This is a genomic window from Rhodococcus sp. NPDC060086, from assembly GCF_042730275.1.
Taxonomy (GTDB): domain Bacteria; phylum Actinomycetota; class Actinomycetes; order Mycobacteriales; family Mycobacteriaceae; genus Rhodococcus.
In genome coordinates, this window is sequence record NZ_JBHWWZ010000033.1 from 35,480 (window position 1) to 51,302 (window position 15,823).

Consider the following 15,823-nt stretch of genomic DNA (forward strand, 5'->3'; position numbering starts at 1 on the left):
CAAGGTCATCCCTGCTGGGCCGCACGCCGATACCCGCGGATGGCCGGAACCAGGAATACGAGGAACATTCCGAGCGACCACGCCACTGTCTTGATCATCGGTTCGGCCAGCGGCCCGCCCACCGCGAGCGCCCGCATCGTGTCGATCGCGCACGACATCGGCTGGTTCGCGACGATCGGCTGCAGCCACGCCGGATAGGCCATGACCGGCACGAATCCCGAATTGAAGAACATCAGGAGGGTGCACGCGATCGACACCATCTCGACGAGCGGGATCTTCGACGACAGTGTGGCCAGAACGGTCACCATCATGGCGAATCCCATCCCGAACACGATGGGTACCACCAACATCAACAACGTGGCCGGGATGCCTTGTGTGAACCGGAATCCCATGACGACGCCTGCGGCGAAGATCACAATCGAGGTGACGAGGACTCGAACGGCCTCGGCCATCAGGCGCCCCACCAGCCCCGCCGATCGGTGGATCGGCAGCGTGTAGAAGCGGCTCAACAGCCCGGACTCGCGTTCGGCGCGCAACCCGACCGCGCTGACGACGGAACCGAACATGGCACCGACCAACACGATCATCGGGACCGTTCCGAAGATCGACGGCTGCCCGGTCGCAGCCGTGATGCTGTCGCCGAGCACGATCCGGAACATCACGAGCGTCAACGCGGGGTAGATCAACGCCTGGATCATCGTTGCCGGATCGCGTGCCCAACGGAGAAGGAGCCTGCCGCATTGGAGGCGGCTGTGCTCCCACAACGCGGCAACGGAACGTTCGTCGACCACGGTGTGCGGTGGCGGATAGCCGAACGATCCGGTCTCTGTGCTCATCGCAGCGTCTCGGCTCATCGCAGTATCTCGGCTCATCGCGTCACTTCCGCCTCGTGTTCGCCCACACGGCGAGAGGGACACACACCACAGTCAGCCCGATCAGCCACAGCAGGCTCGGGAAGAACACCTCCCAGGTGACCCCACCGTCGGCCATGTCGCGCATCGCGAACGAGAATTGGGAGATCGGCTGGTTGCGCACGAACGGACGGATCCACTCGGGGAAACCCTCCTCGGGCACGAAACCGCACGACAGCATCCCGAGGATCAGCTGTGGAAGTGTCAGAGCCTGCGACGTTGCTTCGGGGCTCTTGGAGAGGCTGCCGATTGCGTCGGCGCCCAAGCACAACACGAGGCTGATCGCCAGTGCCGTCACTCCGAAGAGAACCGCTTGTCCGAGTCCGGCGGTGAACCGGAAGCCGATCACGTAGCCGAATCCGATCGCGGCGAACAGCGATATCACCGACCTCGTCATCCCCGCCGTCATACGCGAGATCAGCGGCACGGTCGCGCCCACCGGCATCGTCTTCAGCCGGGTGGTCAGGCCCGTCGTGGCTTCCTGCGCTGCCATCTGGGCCGCGGAGATGGCGGTGAACGCCATCGATTGAAGAACGATGATCGGCATCAGGAACTGCGCGTAGTCGATGCCCTGCATCTGCATCACGAACTTCAGCGGCAGATAGAAGCCGAGGCCGAAGACGAATGGCGCGATCACGGCGACGATCAGTTCGCCGTACCGAGCCATCGTCCGCAGGGTGCGCCCGGTCAGCGCCGACCACTGCGAGAGCGAGTTCGGGTGGATACGGCGGTGCGAGCCGGATCTCCCGTCGGGAACACGCACGTGCGCGTCGCCGGATATCCGACCCGCCCGAAAATGTTCCGTGCGGGCCGTCACGCGCCTCCTCCGGCTGCCGCGGCATCGAGTTCGGGGGACGTCGTCGAGGCGCTGTGCCCGGTGAGCCGGAGGAAGACGTCGTCCAGCGATGGCCGCCGCAATCCGATATCGGCCAGGTCGATGTCGAGCGGTGAGATCAGTTTGAGAGCCTCGGTGAGGGTTGCGGCTCCGTCGGGAGCAGGGATGGACACGCGGTCGACGTCGCTGGGTGCTGCGAGTTCGGCACGTATGGAATCGGGGACGAGGGACCCGAGGGCCTGCACGATCCGGGGGAGTGCCGCCGGGTCGACGGGGACGATCTCGCAGTAGCTGCCTCCGGTCGAGGCCTTCAGTTCGTTCGACGTTCCCCGGGCGATGACCGTTCCCTGGTCGATGACGATGATGTTGTCGCTCAGGACGTCGGCTTCTTCGAGGTACTGGGTGGTCAACAGGGTCGTGATGCCCTGTTTCTTCAGGGATTCGACCAGCGACCACACGCCTTGACGCGATCGCGGATCGAGTCCGGTGGTGGGTTCGTCCAGGAACACGACCTCGGGCCGGACCACGAGTCCGCACGCGATGTCGACCCGGCGGCGCATACCACCCGAATAGCCTTTGACCGGTCGGCGTCCCGCCTCGACGAGGTCGAACTCACGGAGCAGTTCGTCGGCACGGAGTTTTGCCGAGGTCTTGTCCAGCCCCATCAACCGTCCGAACAGGACGAGGTTCTCCCGCCCGGTGAGAGTGTCGTCCAGGGCAGCGAACTGACCGGTCATCATGATCGAGCGCCGGACCGCGGCGGGGTTGGTCTCGACATCGTGACCTGCGACGACGGCACGCCCGCTCGAGGCGTGGATGAGCGTGGACAGGATTTTGACCACTGTGGTCTTGCCTGCCCCGTTCGGGCCGAGTACCGCGAGAACGGAGCCTTCCGGAGCTGAGAAATCGACGCCGGCGAGTGCGTGAACATCCCCGAACGACTTGTGGACATCCTCCACGAGGACTGCATGGTCGTGGTTGCTTCGCATCCGCTACCCCACCGTCGAACTCGGTCCGTTCAGGACTCGGTCATGGCTCGTTCCGCGGGTGCACCCGCCTCCTGCGTCGAGATGCTACCGCTCGGAGGCGCTCCCGGCCGGGTGTCCGAGCAGGTCGGTGCGAGATGAGATCAGGACCAGATGCCGATCTCGTCCAGATGCCGGACGAGGCGGCGTGCTCCGTCGGTGAAATGTTCGCGGGTCTCGGTTCCTGCCGTATCGGGGTCGTGCGCGCGGAGAGCATCGAGAATCCGGTGGTGCGCGGCGACGGCCTCGACGCCCCATTCCCTGTCGGACGAATAGAAGTGCGCGGGCGTGTATCGCGTCGCGTTGTGCAGGAACCACGCGAGTTTTCGTGCGGAGGCGGCGCGGTTGAGCGTCCGGTGGAAGGCGAACTCGAGGGCCTCGATGCGTGCACCGTCACCGGTCTGCACCGCGTCGGTGAACTTGACGTTGATGGCGTCGAGGTCGGCGATCGTGTCGCCTCCGATGGTTTCGGCAGCGCGCGCGGCGAGCTTCTCGGCGATTCTCCCCTGCAGCCAGAACACGTCGTCGATGTCGGAACGGGTCAGCGGTGCGACGACATAGCCCCGGTGCGGAACGAGTTCGACCAGGCCCTCGCCGCGAAGGGTGAGCAGGGCCTCACGAACGGGGGTGACGCTGACCCCGAGTTCGGCCGCGGTTTCGTCGAGTCTGACGAAGTCACCCGGGCGTACGTCACCCGACATGATCCGGTTGCGCACGAACGACGCCACATCATCCGACAGCTGGGGTCGACGCCCCAGCTCACGAGGAGAGCCGGACCGGTCGGAGGGGGGCATCGGCTTCTCCTGTATCGGGGCATCGGTGTCGGGGCATCGGTGTCGGGGCATCGGTGTCGGGCTGCTCGTAAGACATGTCGGTCGGGGCATTATCGCGCACGGAGCACACTCGTGCTGTGAAATATCCCGACTGCGACCGTTCCCCCTTGATTTCTTTGCGTGCCCGGGTCTGTCGATTCTGCGCTCGTGCAGCATTCGTGCTTCCCTGTGCAGATGGGTAGTGCAGTCTCTCGTCGACGGATGTTGGGTTCGCTTGCGGGGGGTGCGCTGCTGCTGGGTACGGTCACCGCACAGCCGGGCCATGCCGCACCACGGCAGCGCAGCCATGCCGCACCACGGCGTCGATTTCCGGATCCGGGCACCGTCGATGTGACGGACCCTGCTCTGCTGAGTGCAGTCGAGGCGGCGAGTCTCCTGCACGCCGGGCAGTTGCATCCGAGAGAGCTGCTCGATGCGTGCCTGGCGCGGACACGCGAATTCGACGGCGCGATCGGCGCCTGGATCCGCCTCTATCCGGAGTTCGCCTACGCCGGCGCCGACGCGGCAGGGGAGGGGCTCGCACAGGCCCGAAGCGACGGAACTTCCGCCCCCGACGTCTGTGGCCTGCCGATCGCGCTCAAGGATCTGTTCGCGGTGTCGGGGCTGCCGCTCACCGCGTCGAGCAGAGTGCTCGAAGGGAACATTGCAGCCGGGAACTCCGGTGTGTGGAACAAGCTCGAGGACGCCGGTGCCGTCCTCATGGGGCACGCGCACACCGACGAATTCGCAATCGGTGTCGCGACACCTCAAGTGGGAAATCCGTGGAACACCGACATGTCACCGGGTGGGTCCTCGGGTGGCAGTGCCGCGGTCCTCGCTGCCCGCTTCGCCCCACTGGCGGTCGGCAGCGACACCGGGGGATCGGTGCGGTTGCCCGCGAGCGCGTGTGGGATCTCGTCGATCAAACCCACCTATGGACGGATCACCTCGCACGGCATGATCCCGCTGACCTGGACCCGCGACCACGTCGGGCCGATGGGGCGAAGTCTCGCCGACGCCTCACTGATGTTGTCGATACTCGCGACCGTCGACGCCGACGACCCGATCACCGCGCTGGGGCCCCCGGTTCCGGCCGGTGGGTACCCGCTGACAGCGAAGGGCGGTTCGTCGCCGCTCGCGGGGGTGCGGCTGGGTCTTCCGCCGTCGGAGCTCCCCCCGCCGTTGCAGACCCTGTTCGACGACACCATTCAAGTTGCCCGTTCGCTCGGTGCGCAGATCGTTCCCGTGGTGATGCCACCGACCCCGACCTCGCTCGTGACGGGCGATGTAGTCGAAATGGGTTCGTACCACAGACAATTCGCGGACCGGATCGGTCTGTACCGACCGGAGCGGGTGCCCAGTGTGGGGACGGCGGTTGCGTCGTTGGCGGTGCCCGTCGTGGACTACCTGATGCTGGAACGCGACCGACTGCGCTACCAGGTCGACTACAACAGGCTCTTCGTCGACAGTGATCTCGATGCGGTCTTGATCCCCGGCACGCGGGTGGACGGCGCGCAGCGCGAGGAGTTCCTCGGCGTCAGCGTGACCGAAGGCGTCATGGGCGACGTGAAGTGGGCCAACTACTCGGGTGCGCCGGTGGTGACACTTCCGGTGGGCCGGTCGTCGGCGACGGGGATGCCGTTCGGTGTGCAGCTCGGTGCCAGGCCCTGGCAGGACGAACGGATCATCGAAATCGGTCTCGAGCTGCAGGAGGCCTTCCCCGTCTGGCGGGATCTACCCGACCTTGCGCCTGCCCCGGGTGCCGCACCCGAGGTGGGGCGGGTCGCACCGGGTCCCGGGCCCGACCCGACGAACACTCTGGACGCGGCCGCGCCGTTGCGGACACCCCCGATGAACGCGATAGGCTAGAGGCCTCCCGACCGGGTGGGAATTCGTCGAAGTTGTACTCGGCGGCGTATTGCTGCATACTAGTCGGGTTGCCTTGACCGGGCCATGGATGTTTCGCGGCTCGGAACGGTGAAAGTAGTGACAGTCGCGGATCGAGCCCAAGGGCCAGGTCGCGGCCACATGCAAGACGGAAGCAGTACCAGCGTGCGCTCGTATGAGCGCATCCGGTCCCGTTCTGTGCGGTGTCGAAACGACAAGTTTCGGCGCCGAGGAACGAGCGGCGGAGCGACACGCCCGACCGCGTGGACCGGAGAACAATGACAGATGAACAGCGGCAGCGGATCGGGTCAGCCCGGATCGCGATGTGTATGAATGCTGTTCTCTGTCGCCGTTCCAATCGGAACTGTGCAGACGAGGTGGTTCCCGATTCGTTCGGGTGCTACGAAACGCGGCAAGAAAAGGACACTAAGCGTGGCGGGACAGAAGATCCGCATCAGGCTCAAGGCCTATGACCACGAGGCGATCGACGCGTCTGCGCGCAAGATCGTCGAGACGGTCACCCGTACGGGTGCCCGCGTGGTCGGGCCGGTGCCGTTGCCAACTGAGAAAAACGTGTACTGCGTCATTCGTTCGCCGCACAAGTACAAGGACTCGCGCGAGCACTTCGAGATGCGTACTCACAAGCGGCTGATCGACATCCTCGACCCGACGCCGAAGACGGTCGACGCACTCATGCGCATCGACCTCCCGGCGAGCGTCGATGTCAACATTCAGTGACTTACAGCGAGCTTGTAGAAGACGCAGCGGAGAGAACAGATGACTAACCAGATCAAGGGAATCCTGGGCACCAAGCTCGGCATGACCCAGGTCTTCGACGAGAACAATCGGGTCGTCCCGGTGACCGTCGTCAAGGCCGGACCCAACGTGGTCACGCAGATTCGCACCGAGGAGCGCGACGGCTACAACGCCGTGCAGCTCGCATTCGGCGCCATTGCACCCCGCAAGGTCAACAAGCCGGTTCGCGGCCAGTTCGACAAGGCCGGAGTGACCCCGCGTCGCCACCTCGTCGAACTTCGTCTCGAAGACGCCTCGGAGTACGAGGTCGGCCAGGAATTGACCGCAGAGGTGTTCGAGGACGGCGCATTCGTCGACATCACGGGCACCTCCAAGGGCAAGGGCTTCGCCGGCACCATGAAGCGTCACGGCTTCTCCGGTCAGGGCGCGTCGCACGGTGCGCAGGCTGTGCACCGTCGTCCCGGTTCCATCGGTGGCTGTGCCACCCCGGGTCGTGTCTTCAAGGGCACGCGCATGTCCGGACGCATGGGTAGCGACCGCGTCACGACGCAGAACCTCTCCGTCCACAAGGTGGACGCCGAGAACGGTCTGCTGCTTATCAAGGGCGCGATCCCCGGCCGCAAAGGCGGCCTCGTGATCGTCAAGACTGCAGTGAAGGGTGGTGCACGGGCATGACCAGCACCGAGACCGCAACCAAGCTGACGCTGGACGTCAAGGCTGCAGGTGGCAAGTCCACCGGCACCGTCGATCTCCCTGCCGAGATCTTCGACGCCCCCGCCAACATCGCGCTGCTGCACCAGGTGGTTGTCGCGCAGCTTGCTGCCGCACGCCAGGGCACGCACTCGACCAAGACGCGCGGAGAGGTCCGTGGCGGCGGTCGTAAGCCGTACCGCCAGAAGGGCACCGGCCGTGCACGTCAGGGTTCGACGCGTGCACCGCAGTTCGTCGGTGGCGGCGTCGTCCACGGCCCGCAGCCGCGTGACTACAGCCAGCGCACCCCCAAGAAGATGAAGGCAGCCGCTCTCCGCGGTGCCCTCTCCGACCGGGCACGCAACGAGCGCATCCACGTGATCACCGAGCTCGTCGCGGGTCAGACCCCGTCGACGAAGTCGGCGCGCAGCTTCCTCGGTGAGCTCACCGAGCGCAAGAAGGTGCTCCTGGTGGTCGGACGTGCAGACGTTGCCGCGTGGAAGAGCGTGCAGAACCTGCAGAACGTCCACGCGCTCGCACCCGATCAGCTGAACACCTACGACGTCCTCTACAGCGACGACATCGTGTTCAGTGTCGAGGCGCTCAACGCGTTCATCCACGGGCCGGCCGAGTCGGCTCAGGAAGTCAAGGAGGAGAGCAAGTGAGCACGATCGCCGATCCGCGCGACATCCTGCTGGCTCCCGTCGTCTCCGAGAAGTCCTATGGGCTGATGGAGGAGGGCACCTACACCTTCCTGGTCCACCCGGACTCGAACAAGACGCAGATCAAGATTGCCGTGGAGAAGATCTTCGGCGTCAAGGTGAGCAGCGTCAACACCGCCAACCGTCAGGGCAAGCGCAAGCGGACGCGGGTTGGTTACGGCAAGCGCAAGGACACCAAGCGCGCGCTCGTGACCCTCACCGCCGACAGCAAGCCCATCGAGATCTTCGGAGGCCCGGTCGCCTAGGCGCCGGAACTCGCGAGAGATAGAGGACGAGAAGACTCATGGCAATCCGTAAGTACAAGCCGACTACACCGGGCCGTCGTGGCGCCAGTGTGTCGGACTTCGCCGAGATCACTCGGTCGACGCCCGAGAAGTCGCTGATCCGCCCGCTGCATGGTCGCGGTGGTCGTAATGCGCACGGTCGTATCACCACCCGCCACAAGGGCGGCGGACACAAGCGCGCATACCGCTTGATCGATTTCCGTCGTAACGACAAGGACGGCGTTCCGGCCAAGGTCGCTCACATCGAGTACGACCCCAACCGCACCGCCCGCATCGCGCTGCTCCACTACGTGGACGGCGAGAAGCGCTACATCATCGCCCCCAAGGGCCTGGTGCAGGGCGCTCCGGTCGAGTCCGGCCCGACGGCCGACATCAAGCCGGGCAACAACCTGCCCCTGCGCAACATCCCGACGGGTACCACCATCCACGCGGTGGAGCTGCGTCCCGGCGGCGGAGCCAAGATGGCCCGCTCCGCAGGCGCGAGCATCCAGCTCCTCGGTAAGGAAGGCACCTACGCCACGCTGCGTATGCCGTCCGGTGAAATCCGTCGCGTCGACGTGCGCTGCCGCGCAACCGTCGGCGAGGTCGGCAACGCCGAGCAGTCGAACATCAACTGGGGCAAGGCCGGCCGTATGCGATGGAAGGGCAAGCGCCCGTCTGTCCGTGGTGTGGTCATGAACCCGGTCGACCACCCGCACGGTGGCGGCGAGGGCAAGACCTCGGGTGGTCGCCACCCGGTCAGCCCGTGGGGCAAGCCCGAGGGCCGTACCCGCAAGAGCAAGGCGTCCGACAAGCTGATCGTCCGTCGTCGCCGTACCGGCAAGAACAAGCGCTAGTCAAGGAGGGAGTTAGAGAATGCCACGCAGCCTCAAGAAGGGCCCGTTCGTCGACGACCACCTCCTGGCGAAGGTCGACGTCCAGAACGAGAAGGGCACCAAGCAGGTCATCAAGACCTGGTCGCGCCGTTCCACGATTCTGCCGGACTTCATCGGTCACACGTTTGCCGTCCATGACGGACGCAAGCACGTTCCGGTGTTCATCTCGGATTCGATGGTCGGCCACAAGCTCGGTGAATTTGCACCGACCCGTACGTTCAAGGGCCACATCAAGGACGACCGGAAGAGCAAGCGTCGATGAGTACTGAAACCACAAACCCGAGCGCTCGGGCTGTTGCGCGCCACGTGCGCGTGACCCCGATGAAGGCGCGCCGCGTCGTCGACATCGTTCGCGGAAAGTCCGTCGAGGACGCCCTCGCAATCCTGAAGTTCGCGCCTCAGGCTGCTGCAGAGCCGGTCGCCAAGGTGATCGCCTCCGCAGCTGCGAACGCGCAGAACAACCTGAACCTCGACCCCAACACGCTCGTCATCGCGACGGCGTACGTGGACGAGGGTGCAACCCTCAAGCGGTTCCAGCCGCGTGCACAGGGTCGTGCGTTCCGTATCCGCAAGCGGTCGAGCCACATCACCGTGATCGTGGAGAGCGTCGGCTCGAACTCGTCTCGCAACCGCCGGAAGGGAGCTCAGTAGTGGGCCAGAAGATCAACCCGCACGGCTTCCGTCTGGGCATTACCACCGACTGGAAGTCGCGTTGGTACGCAGACAAGCAGTACGCGGACTACGTGAAGGAAGACGTCGCGATCCGTAAGTTCCTGGCCTCCGGCCTCGAGCGTGCAGGCATCGCGAAGGTCGAGATCGAGCGCACCCGCGATCGTGTGCGTGTGGACATCCACACCGCTCGTCCGGGCATCGTCATCGGCCGCCGCGGCGCCGAGGCCGATCGCATCCGCGCCGAGCTCGAGAAGCTGAGCGGCAAGCAGGTTCAGCTCAACATCCTCGAGGTCAAGAACGCCGAGTCCGAGGCTCAGCTGGTGGCGCAGGGCGTCGCAGAGCAGCTCTCGAACCGCGTGGCGTTCCGCCGGGCGATGCGCAAGGCCATCCAGTCGGCCATGCGTCAGCCCAACGTCAAGGGCATCCGCGTGCAGTGCTCGGGCCGCCTCGGTGGCGCCGAGATGTCGCGTTCGGAGTTCTACCGCGAAGGTCGCGTCCCGCTGCACACGCTGCGCGCGGACATCGACTACGGCCTCTACGAGGCGAAGACCACCTTCGGCCGTATCGGCGTGAAGGTCTGGATCTACAAGGGCGACATCGTCGGTGGCCGTCGTGAGCTCGCTGCTGCTGCAGCCGCTCCCGCCGACCGCCCGCGTCGTGAGCGTCCGAGCCGCCCGCGTCGTTCCGGCGCCTCGGGCACCACCGCGACGAGCACCGACGCGGGACGGGCAGCTGACGCACCCGCTTCGGCAGAGAACAAGGAGGGCTGACGCAATGTTGATCCCCCGGCGGGTCAAACACCGCAAGCAGCACCATCCGAGCCGTTCGGGTAACGCCAAGGGCGGCACCCAGGTTGCCTTCGGCGAGTACGGCATCCAGGCTCTCGAGCCGGCCTACATCACGAACCGGCAGATCGAAGCCGCTCGTATCGCCATGACCCGGCACATCAAGCGTGGCGGCAAGATCTGGATCAACATCTTCCCGGATCGCCCGCTCACCAAGAAGCCGGCCGAAACCCGCATGGGTTCCGGTAAGGGCTCGCCCGAGTGGTGGGTCGCGAACGTCAAGCCCGGTCGCGTGCTGTTCGAGATGAGCTACCCGAACGAGGAGACCGCTCGCGAGGCCCTGCGCCGCGCGATGCACAAGCTCCCGTGCAAGTGCCGGATCGTGACGAGGGAGGAGCAGTTCTGATGGCTACCGATACCCCCGCCGCAGAACTCCGCGAGTTCACCGAGGAAGAGTTGACCTCGAAGCTTCGCGAGTCCAAGGAAGAGCTGTTCAACCTCCGCTTCCAGATGGCTACCGGTCAGCTGGACAACAACCGACGACTGCGCACCGTGCGTAACGAGATCGCTCGTATCTACACGGTTCTGCGTGAGCGTGAGCTCGGTCTGGCCACCGGCCCGGATGCGGGTGACGTGGCATGAGTGAGGAAAAGGCAGTGACCCAGAACGAAGAGCGCGCGAGCCGCAAGGTTCGCATCGGCTACGTCGTCTCGGACAAGATGGAAAAGACCATCGTGGTCGAGCTCGAGGATCGCGTGAAGCACCCGCTGTACGGCAAGATCATCCGCCGTACGACCAAGGTGAAGGCACACGACGAGAACAGCCTCGCCGGCGTCGGCGATCGCGTGCAGCTGATGGAGACCCGTCCGCTGTCCGCGTCGAAGCGCTGGCGTCTGGTCGAGGTGCTCGAGAAGGCCAAGTAGGCCTCTCACACCTCGCGTGACGATATTCCTCGGCCCGGCATCCATATTCGGATGCCGGGCCGAGTTCGCGTTCGGAGAGCGGGTCGACCCACGAAGTATCGTGCGACACACCGGCGCCCGGGTCGGGAGCGACGTCGCAGTTCGCTAATTTGCCCTGGGTACGGTATATGGCCTACTCTGGACGGGTTGCTTCGCGGGACCCGTGTGTCTTTTCGCACGTGCGCCGTGAGTAGCCGACGACCGCGTGCGTCCAGGTCGGAAATCTGACGTACATACCAATCCAGGTCAAGGAGAAGTAAGTGATCCAGCAGGAGTCGCGACTGCGTGTCGCCGACAACACGGGTGCCAAGGAGATTCTCTGCATCCGCGTTCTCGGTGGCTCGGGCCGTCGCTACGCCGGTGTCGGCGACATCATCGTCGCCACCGTCAAGGACGCCATCCCCGGCGGCAACGTCAAGCGTGGCGATGTCGTCAAGGCTGTCATCGTGCGCACCGCCAAGGAGCGCCGTCGGCCGGACGGCTCGTACATCAAGTTCGATGAGAATGCCGCTGTCATCATCAAGCCCGACAACGATCCGCGTGGCACCCGCATCTTCGGACCCGTCGGTCGCGAGCTGCGCGACAAGCGGTTCATGAAGATCGTCTCGCTTGCTCCGGAGGTGCTGTGATGAAGGTGCACAAGGGCGACACCGTTCTCGTCATCTCGGGTAAGGACAAGGGCGCGAAGGGCAAGGTCATTGCGGCCTTCCCGCGAGAGAACCGTGTCCTCGTCGAGGGCGTGAACCGGATCAAGAAGCACACCGCGGTCTCGGCCAACGAGCGTGGCGCCTCTTCGGGCGGCATCGTGACGCAGGAAGCCTCGATTCACGTTTCCAACGTTGCGGTCGTCGACTCGGACGGCAACGCCACTCGCGTGGGGTACCGGACCGATGAGGAAACCGGCAAGCGCGTTCGGATTTCCCGGAAGAACGGGAAGGACATCTGACATGACCACCACCGAGAACAAGATCCAGCCGCGTCTGAAGACCCGCTACCGCGCCGAGATCAAGGACGCGCTGAACGCGGAGTTCGACTACGCGAACGTCATGCAGATCCCCGGCGTCGTGAAGGTCGTCGTCAACATGGGTGTCGGCGACGCCGCCCGCGACGCGAAGCTCATCAACGGCGCGGTCAACGACCTCGCGTTGATCACCGGCCAGAAGCCGGAGATCCGCAAGGCCCGTAAGTCCATCGCACAGTTCAAGCTTCGCGAAGGTATGCCCATCGGTGCGCGTGTCACGCTGCGCGGCGATCGCATGTGGGAGTTCCTGGACCGTCTCGTGTCCATCGCGCTTCCCCGTATCCGCGACTTCCGTGGCCTGAGCGGCAACCAGTTCGATGGCAACGGCAACTACACGTTCGGCCTGAACGAGCAGTCGATGTTCCACGAGATCGACGTGGACAAGATCGATCGCCCGCGCGGCATGGACATCACTGTCGTGACCACCGCTACCAACAACGAAGAAGGCCGTGCCCTGCTCAAGCACCTCGGCTTCCCGTTCAAGGAGAACTGAGCCCATGGCTAAGAAGGCACTGGTCAACAAGGCCAACAAGAAGCCGAAGTTTGCGGTCCGCGCATACACGCGTTGCCAGCGTTGCGGTCGCCCGCACTCGGTGTTCCGCAAGTTCGGTCTCTGCCGTATCTGCCTCCGTGAGATGGCACATGCCGGCGAGCTTCCGGGAGTTCACAAGAGCTCCTGGTGACGTGAGCGGGTAGGCGGAGCGTCTCGTGCCTCCGCCTACCATCACGCTGTCAGGGGCCGGCCCACTTCGGGCCGGCTCGCATTGAAACCAAATTCGCTGCAGGCCCACGGCCGGTTCTACCGGTGTTGTATGGGAACCGCTCCGAGAAAGGTGTACAGGTCAGACCATGACCATGACCGACCCCATCGCAGACTTCTTGACGCGTCTGCGTAACGCCAACACGGCGTTCCACGACGAGGTCAAGCTCCCGTCTTCGAAGATCAAGGTGAACATCGCCGAGATCCTCAAGCGCGAGGGCTACATCTCCGACTACCGCACCGAGGACGCCGAGGTGGGCAAGACCCTCGTCGTCGACCTCAAGTACGGGCCTTCCCGTGAGCGCAGCCTTGCCGGCGTGCGACGCGTGTCGAAGCCCGGCCTTCGTGTGTACGCGAAGTCCACCAACCTGCCCAAGGTCCTGGGCGGACTCGGCGTGGCGATCATCTCCACGTCCTCCGGTCTGCTCACCGATCGCCAGGCGGCCAATCACAGAGTAGGCGGGGAAGTCCTCGCCTACGTCTGGTAAGGGAGGCCACCACAATGTCGCGAATCGGAAAACTCCCCGTTGCAGTTCCCTCGGGTGTCGAGGTGAACATCGATGGCCAGAACGTCGCAGTGAAGGGCCCCAAGGGCAACCTGTCGCTGACGATCTCTGAGCCCATCACCATCGCCAAGAGCGATGACGGGGCACTGAACATCAACCGCCCCAACGACGAGCGTCGCAGCCGTGCGCTGCACGGCCTGTCGCGGACCCTGGTGCAGAACCTCATCGTCGGTGTGACCGAGGGTTACACCATCAAGATGGAGATCTTCGGCGTCGGCTACCGCGTGGCGCTCAAGGGCAAGGACCTCGAGTTCTCGCTCGGCTACAGCCACCCCGTGCACATCGAGGCCCCCGAAGGCATCACCTTTGCCGTCGAGACCCCCACGAAGTTCTCGATTGCGGGCATCGACAAGCAGCAGGTCGGCCAGATCGCGGCCAACGTCCGCCGTTTGCGTAAGTCCGACCCGTACAAGGGCAAGGGCATTCGCTACGAGGGCGAGCAGGTCCGTCGCAAGGTCGGAAAGACGGGTAAGTGATCATGAGCCAGACCGAGAACCAGAAGGCCAAGCGGATCCCACGCGGCAAGGATGCGTCCACCACGCGTCGGCTGTCGAAGACGCGTCGTCATTTCCGCCTCCGCAAGAAGATCGCCGGAACGGCAGAGCGTCCGCGCCTCGTCGTCAACCGCTCGTCGCGTCATATGCATGTGCAGGTCATCGACGACCTCACCGGCACGACCGTTGCCGCAGCGTCGACCATCGAGGCCGACGTGCGTGCACTCGAGGGCGACAAGAAGGTGCGCGGCGCCAAGGTCGGACAGCTGATCGCAGAACGCGCGAAAGCTGCCGGCGTGGAATCCGTGGTCTTCGACCGTGGTGGACACACCTACAGCGGCCGCATCGCGGCCCTCGCGGACGCAGCGCGCGAGAGCGGGCTGAAGTTCTGATGATCATCATTGCGAACGGAAGGAACGTCTGATGCCGGGACGTCAGCGGCGTGACGGCGGAAACGGCCCCGCCGGACAGAATGGCCCCAACACTGGTGGGGACAACCGTGGTGGTCGCGGAGACCGCCGCGATCGCGACTCGCGCGGCGGCAACGCTGCCGAGCGGTCGAACCACATCGAGCGTGTCGTCTCGATCAACCGTGTGTCGAAGGTCGTCAAGGGTGGCCGTCGCTTCAGCTTCACCGCACTGGTGATCGTCGGAGACGGCAACGGTGTGGTCGGTGTCGGCTACGGCAAGGCCAAGGAAGTTCCCGCGGCCATCACCAAGGGTGTGGAGGAAGCTCGTAAGAACTTCTTCCGCGTTCCGATGATCGCCGGCACCATCACCCACCCCATCCAGGGTGAGGCTGCAGCAGGCGTCGTCATGCTCCGTCCGGCTTCCCCCGGTACCGGTGTGATCGCCGGTGGCGCTGTGCGCGCCGTGCTGGAGTGCGCGGGCATCTCCGACATCCTGTCGAAGTCGCTCGGCTCCGACAATGCCATCAACGTGGTGCACGCGACGGTTGCAGCTCTCAAGGGTCTGCAGCGTCCGGAGGAAGTTGCGGCTCGCCGCGGTCTTCCCCTCGAGGACGTCGCTCCCGCCGGTATGCTTCGCGCCCGTGCACTTGCTGCTGGGAGCGTGAAGTAATGGCAGAGCTGAAGATCACCCAGATCAAGAGCACCATCGGTTGCAAGCAGAATCAGCGGGACAGCCTGCGTACCCTCGGCCTGCGGAAGATCCGCCAGTCGGTGGTCCGTGAGGACAACTCGCAGAACCGTGGCTTGATCAACGTGGTGCGTCACCTCGTGACCGTTGAGGAGGTCTGAGAATGACCATCAAGCTGCATCACCTGCGCCCCGCTCCGGGCGCGAAGACGGACAAGACCCGCGTCGGACGCGGTGATGGTTCGAAGGGCAAGACCGCAGGTCGCGGTACGAAGGGCACCAAGGCGCGTAAGAACGTCCCGGCAGCCTTCGAAGGTGGCCAGATGCCCCTGCACATGCGTCTGCCGAAGCTCAAGGGCTTCAAGAACGCATTCCGCACCGAGTACCAGGTCGTCAACGTCAGCGACATCGCCCGGGTCTTCCCGGAGGGTGGCCAGATCGGCGTCGACGAGCTCGTGGCCAACGGCCTGGTTCGCAAGAACCAGCTCGTGAAGGTCCTCGGAGAGGGCGAGATCACGGTTTCCGTTCAGGTTTCCGCGAACAAGTTCTCCGGCTCCGCCAAGGAGAAGATCGCCGCTGCCGGTGGCACTGCAACCGAACTGGTCTGACCGGTTCGATCCTGCATGAATCACGGCTGACGAACGGCCGCGGTGCAGTCAAAGAAAGCAC

At 64.8% G+C, this 15,823-nt stretch carries 26 protein-coding genes; 22 read left to right on the plus strand and 4 right to left on the minus strand.

All coding sequences use genetic code 11. The annotated features are described in order from the left end of the window. Positions 1-5: 5 nt before the first annotated feature. The 4 genes from ACFWB0_RS17655 to ACFWB0_RS17670 form a co-directional block, all read right to left on the minus strand. On the minus strand, positions 6-836 hold the full coding sequence (locus tag ACFWB0_RS17655; RefSeq protein WP_378491767.1) for an ABC transporter permease: 831 nt from the start codon (positions 834-836) through the stop codon (positions 6-8). Between the two features lie 40 nt (positions 837-876). Further along, positions 877-1,728 carry an ABC transporter permease gene (locus tag ACFWB0_RS17660; protein WP_378491768.1) on the minus strand — a complete coding sequence of 284 codons (852 nt, stop codon included), beginning with the start codon at positions 1,726-1,728 and terminating at the stop codon, positions 877-879. Beyond that, the gene (locus ACFWB0_RS17665; RefSeq protein ID WP_378491769.1) at positions 1,725-2,735 is read right to left on the minus strand and encodes an ATP-binding cassette domain-containing protein; all 1,011 of its coding nucleotides are present in this window, start codon (positions 2,733-2,735) and stop codon (positions 1,725-1,727) included. Before ACFWB0_RS17665 ends, ACFWB0_RS17660 begins: the two co-directional genes overlap by 4 nt. A gap of 140 nt (positions 2,736-2,875) precedes the next feature. Then, on the minus strand, positions 2,876-3,565 hold the full coding sequence (locus tag ACFWB0_RS17670; RefSeq protein WP_378491770.1) for a GntR family transcriptional regulator: 690 nt from the start codon (positions 3,563-3,565) through the stop codon (positions 2,876-2,878). A 213-nt stretch (positions 3,566-3,778) separates the two neighbouring features. Between ACFWB0_RS17670 and ACFWB0_RS17675 the strand changes: the two genes are divergently transcribed. From ACFWB0_RS17675 to rplO, 22 genes are all read left to right on the plus strand, one after another. Next, entirely contained in the window at positions 3,779-5,452 is a 1,674-nt protein-coding gene (locus tag ACFWB0_RS17675; protein ID WP_378491771.1) for an amidase, read from the plus strand. 450 nt (positions 5,453-5,902) lie between these two features. Then, positions 5,903-6,208, plus strand: a complete 306-nt coding sequence (gene rpsJ / locus ACFWB0_RS17680; protein WP_003938093.1) for a 30S ribosomal protein S10 — start codon at positions 5,903-5,905, stop codon at positions 6,206-6,208. Between the two features lie 39 nt (positions 6,209-6,247). Further along, on the plus strand, positions 6,248-6,901 hold the full coding sequence (gene rplC / locus ACFWB0_RS17685; protein ID WP_378491772.1) for a 50S ribosomal protein L3: 654 nt from the start codon (positions 6,248-6,250) through the stop codon (positions 6,899-6,901). After that, positions 6,898-7,581, plus strand: coding sequence for a 50S ribosomal protein L4 (gene rplD, locus ACFWB0_RS17690; RefSeq protein ID WP_378491773.1), 684 nt, complete (start codon positions 6,898-6,900; stop codon positions 7,579-7,581). The genes rplC and rplD overlap by 4 nt, the downstream gene beginning before the upstream one ends. Then, positions 7,578-7,883 carry a 50S ribosomal protein L23 gene (rplW, locus tag ACFWB0_RS17695; protein ID WP_378491774.1) on the plus strand — a complete coding sequence of 102 codons (306 nt, stop codon included), beginning with the start codon at positions 7,578-7,580 and terminating at the stop codon, positions 7,881-7,883. Before rplD ends, rplW begins: the two co-directional genes overlap by 4 nt. 38 nt (positions 7,884-7,921) lie before the next feature. Further along, complete coding sequence (gene rplB, locus ACFWB0_RS17700) at positions 7,922-8,758, plus strand: 50S ribosomal protein L2 (RefSeq protein ID WP_378491775.1); 837 nt, start codon at positions 7,922-7,924, stop codon at positions 8,756-8,758. A gap of 19 nt (positions 8,759-8,777) precedes the next feature. After that, positions 8,778-9,059 carry a 30S ribosomal protein S19 gene (gene rpsS, locus ACFWB0_RS17705; protein WP_072699610.1) on the plus strand — a complete coding sequence of 94 codons (282 nt, stop codon included), beginning with the start codon at positions 8,778-8,780 and terminating at the stop codon, positions 9,057-9,059. Then, a complete protein-coding gene (rplV, locus tag ACFWB0_RS17710; RefSeq protein WP_378491776.1) occupies positions 9,056-9,448 on the plus strand; it encodes a 50S ribosomal protein L22 in 393 nt (130 codons plus the stop codon). The genes rpsS and rplV overlap by 4 nt, the downstream gene beginning before the upstream one ends. Next, entirely contained in the window at positions 9,448-10,239 is a 792-nt protein-coding gene (rpsC, locus tag ACFWB0_RS17715) for a 30S ribosomal protein S3 (RefSeq protein ID WP_378491777.1), read from the plus strand. Before rplV ends, rpsC begins: the two co-directional genes overlap by 1 nt. A 4-nt stretch (positions 10,240-10,243) precedes the next feature. Beyond that, on the plus strand, positions 10,244-10,660 hold the full coding sequence (gene rplP, locus ACFWB0_RS17720; protein ID WP_169685532.1) for a 50S ribosomal protein L16: 417 nt from the start codon (positions 10,244-10,246) through the stop codon (positions 10,658-10,660). Beyond that, positions 10,660-10,896, plus strand: a complete 237-nt coding sequence (rpmC, locus tag ACFWB0_RS17725) for a 50S ribosomal protein L29 (RefSeq protein ID WP_378491778.1) — start codon at positions 10,660-10,662, stop codon at positions 10,894-10,896. The genes rplP and rpmC overlap by 1 nt, the downstream gene beginning before the upstream one ends. Continuing rightward, entirely contained in the window at positions 10,893-11,177 is a 285-nt protein-coding gene (gene rpsQ / locus ACFWB0_RS17730) for a 30S ribosomal protein S17 (protein ID WP_054716694.1), read from the plus strand. Before rpmC ends, rpsQ begins: the two co-directional genes overlap by 4 nt. 299 nt (positions 11,178-11,476) lie before the next feature. Continuing rightward, positions 11,477-11,845, plus strand: a complete 369-nt coding sequence (rplN, locus tag ACFWB0_RS17735; protein WP_378491779.1) for a 50S ribosomal protein L14 — start codon at positions 11,477-11,479, stop codon at positions 11,843-11,845. Next, positions 11,845-12,162 carry a 50S ribosomal protein L24 gene (rplX, locus tag ACFWB0_RS17740; protein ID WP_054805956.1) on the plus strand — a complete coding sequence of 106 codons (318 nt, stop codon included), beginning with the start codon at positions 11,845-11,847 and terminating at the stop codon, positions 12,160-12,162. The genes rplN and rplX overlap by 1 nt, the downstream gene beginning before the upstream one ends. Before the next feature lies 1 nt (position 12,163). Continuing rightward, positions 12,164-12,730 carry a 50S ribosomal protein L5 gene (rplE, locus tag ACFWB0_RS17745; RefSeq protein ID WP_378491780.1) on the plus strand — a complete coding sequence of 189 codons (567 nt, stop codon included), beginning with the start codon at positions 12,164-12,166 and terminating at the stop codon, positions 12,728-12,730. 4 nt (positions 12,731-12,734) lie between these two features. Beyond that, complete coding sequence (locus ACFWB0_RS17750) at positions 12,735-12,920, plus strand: type Z 30S ribosomal protein S14 (RefSeq protein ID WP_072845931.1); 186 nt, start codon at positions 12,735-12,737, stop codon at positions 12,918-12,920. Positions 12,921-13,086: 166 nt separating this feature from the next. Continuing rightward, positions 13,087-13,485 carry a 30S ribosomal protein S8 gene (rpsH, locus tag ACFWB0_RS17755; RefSeq protein WP_378491781.1) on the plus strand — a complete coding sequence of 133 codons (399 nt, stop codon included), beginning with the start codon at positions 13,087-13,089 and terminating at the stop codon, positions 13,483-13,485. Between the two features lie 14 nt (positions 13,486-13,499). Then, positions 13,500-14,039, plus strand: coding sequence for a 50S ribosomal protein L6 (rplF, locus tag ACFWB0_RS17760; protein WP_378491782.1), 540 nt, complete (start codon positions 13,500-13,502; stop codon positions 14,037-14,039). Positions 14,040-14,041: 2 nt separating this feature from the next. Next, the gene (rplR, locus tag ACFWB0_RS17765) at positions 14,042-14,449 is read left to right on the plus strand and encodes a 50S ribosomal protein L18 (protein ID WP_378491783.1); all 408 of its coding nucleotides are present in this window, start codon (positions 14,042-14,044) and stop codon (positions 14,447-14,449) included. 31 nt (positions 14,450-14,480) lie between these two features. Beyond that, positions 14,481-15,137, plus strand: a complete 657-nt coding sequence (gene rpsE, locus ACFWB0_RS17770; protein ID WP_378491784.1) for a 30S ribosomal protein S5 — start codon at positions 14,481-14,483, stop codon at positions 15,135-15,137. Next, positions 15,137-15,316 carry a 50S ribosomal protein L30 gene (gene rpmD / locus ACFWB0_RS17775; protein WP_378491785.1) on the plus strand — a complete coding sequence of 60 codons (180 nt, stop codon included), beginning with the start codon at positions 15,137-15,139 and terminating at the stop codon, positions 15,314-15,316. Before rpsE ends, rpmD begins: the two co-directional genes overlap by 1 nt. A 2-nt stretch (positions 15,317-15,318) precedes the next feature. Then, positions 15,319-15,762, plus strand: a complete 444-nt coding sequence (gene rplO / locus ACFWB0_RS17780) for a 50S ribosomal protein L15 (RefSeq protein ID WP_378491786.1) — start codon at positions 15,319-15,321, stop codon at positions 15,760-15,762. Positions 15,763-15,823: the final 61 nt, after the last annotated feature.

Coding starts and splice junctions, on each gene's coding strand:
- ACFWB0_RS17655 (WP_378491767.1), bottom strand. CDS start 836: ATGAGCACAGAGACCGGATCGTTCGGCTATCCGCCACCGCACACCGTG.
- ACFWB0_RS17665 (WP_378491769.1), bottom strand. CDS start 2,735: ATGCGAAGCAACCACGACCATGCAGTCCTCGTGGAGGATGTCCACAAG.
- ACFWB0_RS17670 (WP_378491770.1), bottom strand. CDS start 3,565: ATGCCCCCCTCCGACCGGTCCGGCTCTCCTCGTGAGCTGGGGCGTCGA.
- ACFWB0_RS17675 (WP_378491771.1), top strand. CDS start 3,779: ATGGGTAGTGCAGTCTCTCGTCGACGGATGTTGGGTTCGCTTGCGGGG.
- rplC (WP_378491772.1), top strand. CDS start 6,248: ATGACTAACCAGATCAAGGGAATCCTGGGCACCAAGCTCGGCATGACC.
- rplD (WP_378491773.1), top strand. CDS start 6,898: ATGACCAGCACCGAGACCGCAACCAAGCTGACGCTGGACGTCAAGGCT.
- rplB (WP_378491775.1), top strand. CDS start 7,922: ATGGCAATCCGTAAGTACAAGCCGACTACACCGGGCCGTCGTGGCGCC.
- rpsS (WP_072699610.1), top strand. CDS start 8,778: ATGCCACGCAGCCTCAAGAAGGGCCCGTTCGTCGACGACCACCTCCTG.
- rplV (WP_378491776.1), top strand. CDS start 9,056: ATGAGTACTGAAACCACAAACCCGAGCGCTCGGGCTGTTGCGCGCCAC.
- rplP (WP_169685532.1), top strand. CDS start 10,244: ATGTTGATCCCCCGGCGGGTCAAACACCGCAAGCAGCACCATCCGAGC.
- rpmC (WP_378491778.1), top strand. CDS start 10,660: ATGGCTACCGATACCCCCGCCGCAGAACTCCGCGAGTTCACCGAGGAA.
- rpsQ (WP_054716694.1), top strand. CDS start 10,893: ATGAGTGAGGAAAAGGCAGTGACCCAGAACGAAGAGCGCGCGAGCCGC.
- rplX (WP_054805956.1), top strand. CDS start 11,845: ATGAAGGTGCACAAGGGCGACACCGTTCTCGTCATCTCGGGTAAGGAC.
- rplE (WP_378491780.1), top strand. CDS start 12,164: ATGACCACCACCGAGAACAAGATCCAGCCGCGTCTGAAGACCCGCTAC.
- ACFWB0_RS17750 (WP_072845931.1), top strand. CDS start 12,735: ATGGCTAAGAAGGCACTGGTCAACAAGGCCAACAAGAAGCCGAAGTTT.
- rpsH (WP_378491781.1), top strand. CDS start 13,087: ATGACCATGACCGACCCCATCGCAGACTTCTTGACGCGTCTGCGTAAC.
- rplF (WP_378491782.1), top strand. CDS start 13,500: ATGTCGCGAATCGGAAAACTCCCCGTTGCAGTTCCCTCGGGTGTCGAG.
- rplR (WP_378491783.1), top strand. CDS start 14,042: ATGAGCCAGACCGAGAACCAGAAGGCCAAGCGGATCCCACGCGGCAAG.
- rpsE (WP_378491784.1), top strand. CDS start 14,481: ATGCCGGGACGTCAGCGGCGTGACGGCGGAAACGGCCCCGCCGGACAG.
- rpmD (WP_378491785.1), top strand. CDS start 15,137: ATGGCAGAGCTGAAGATCACCCAGATCAAGAGCACCATCGGTTGCAAG.
- rplO (WP_378491786.1), top strand. CDS start 15,319: ATGACCATCAAGCTGCATCACCTGCGCCCCGCTCCGGGCGCGAAGACG.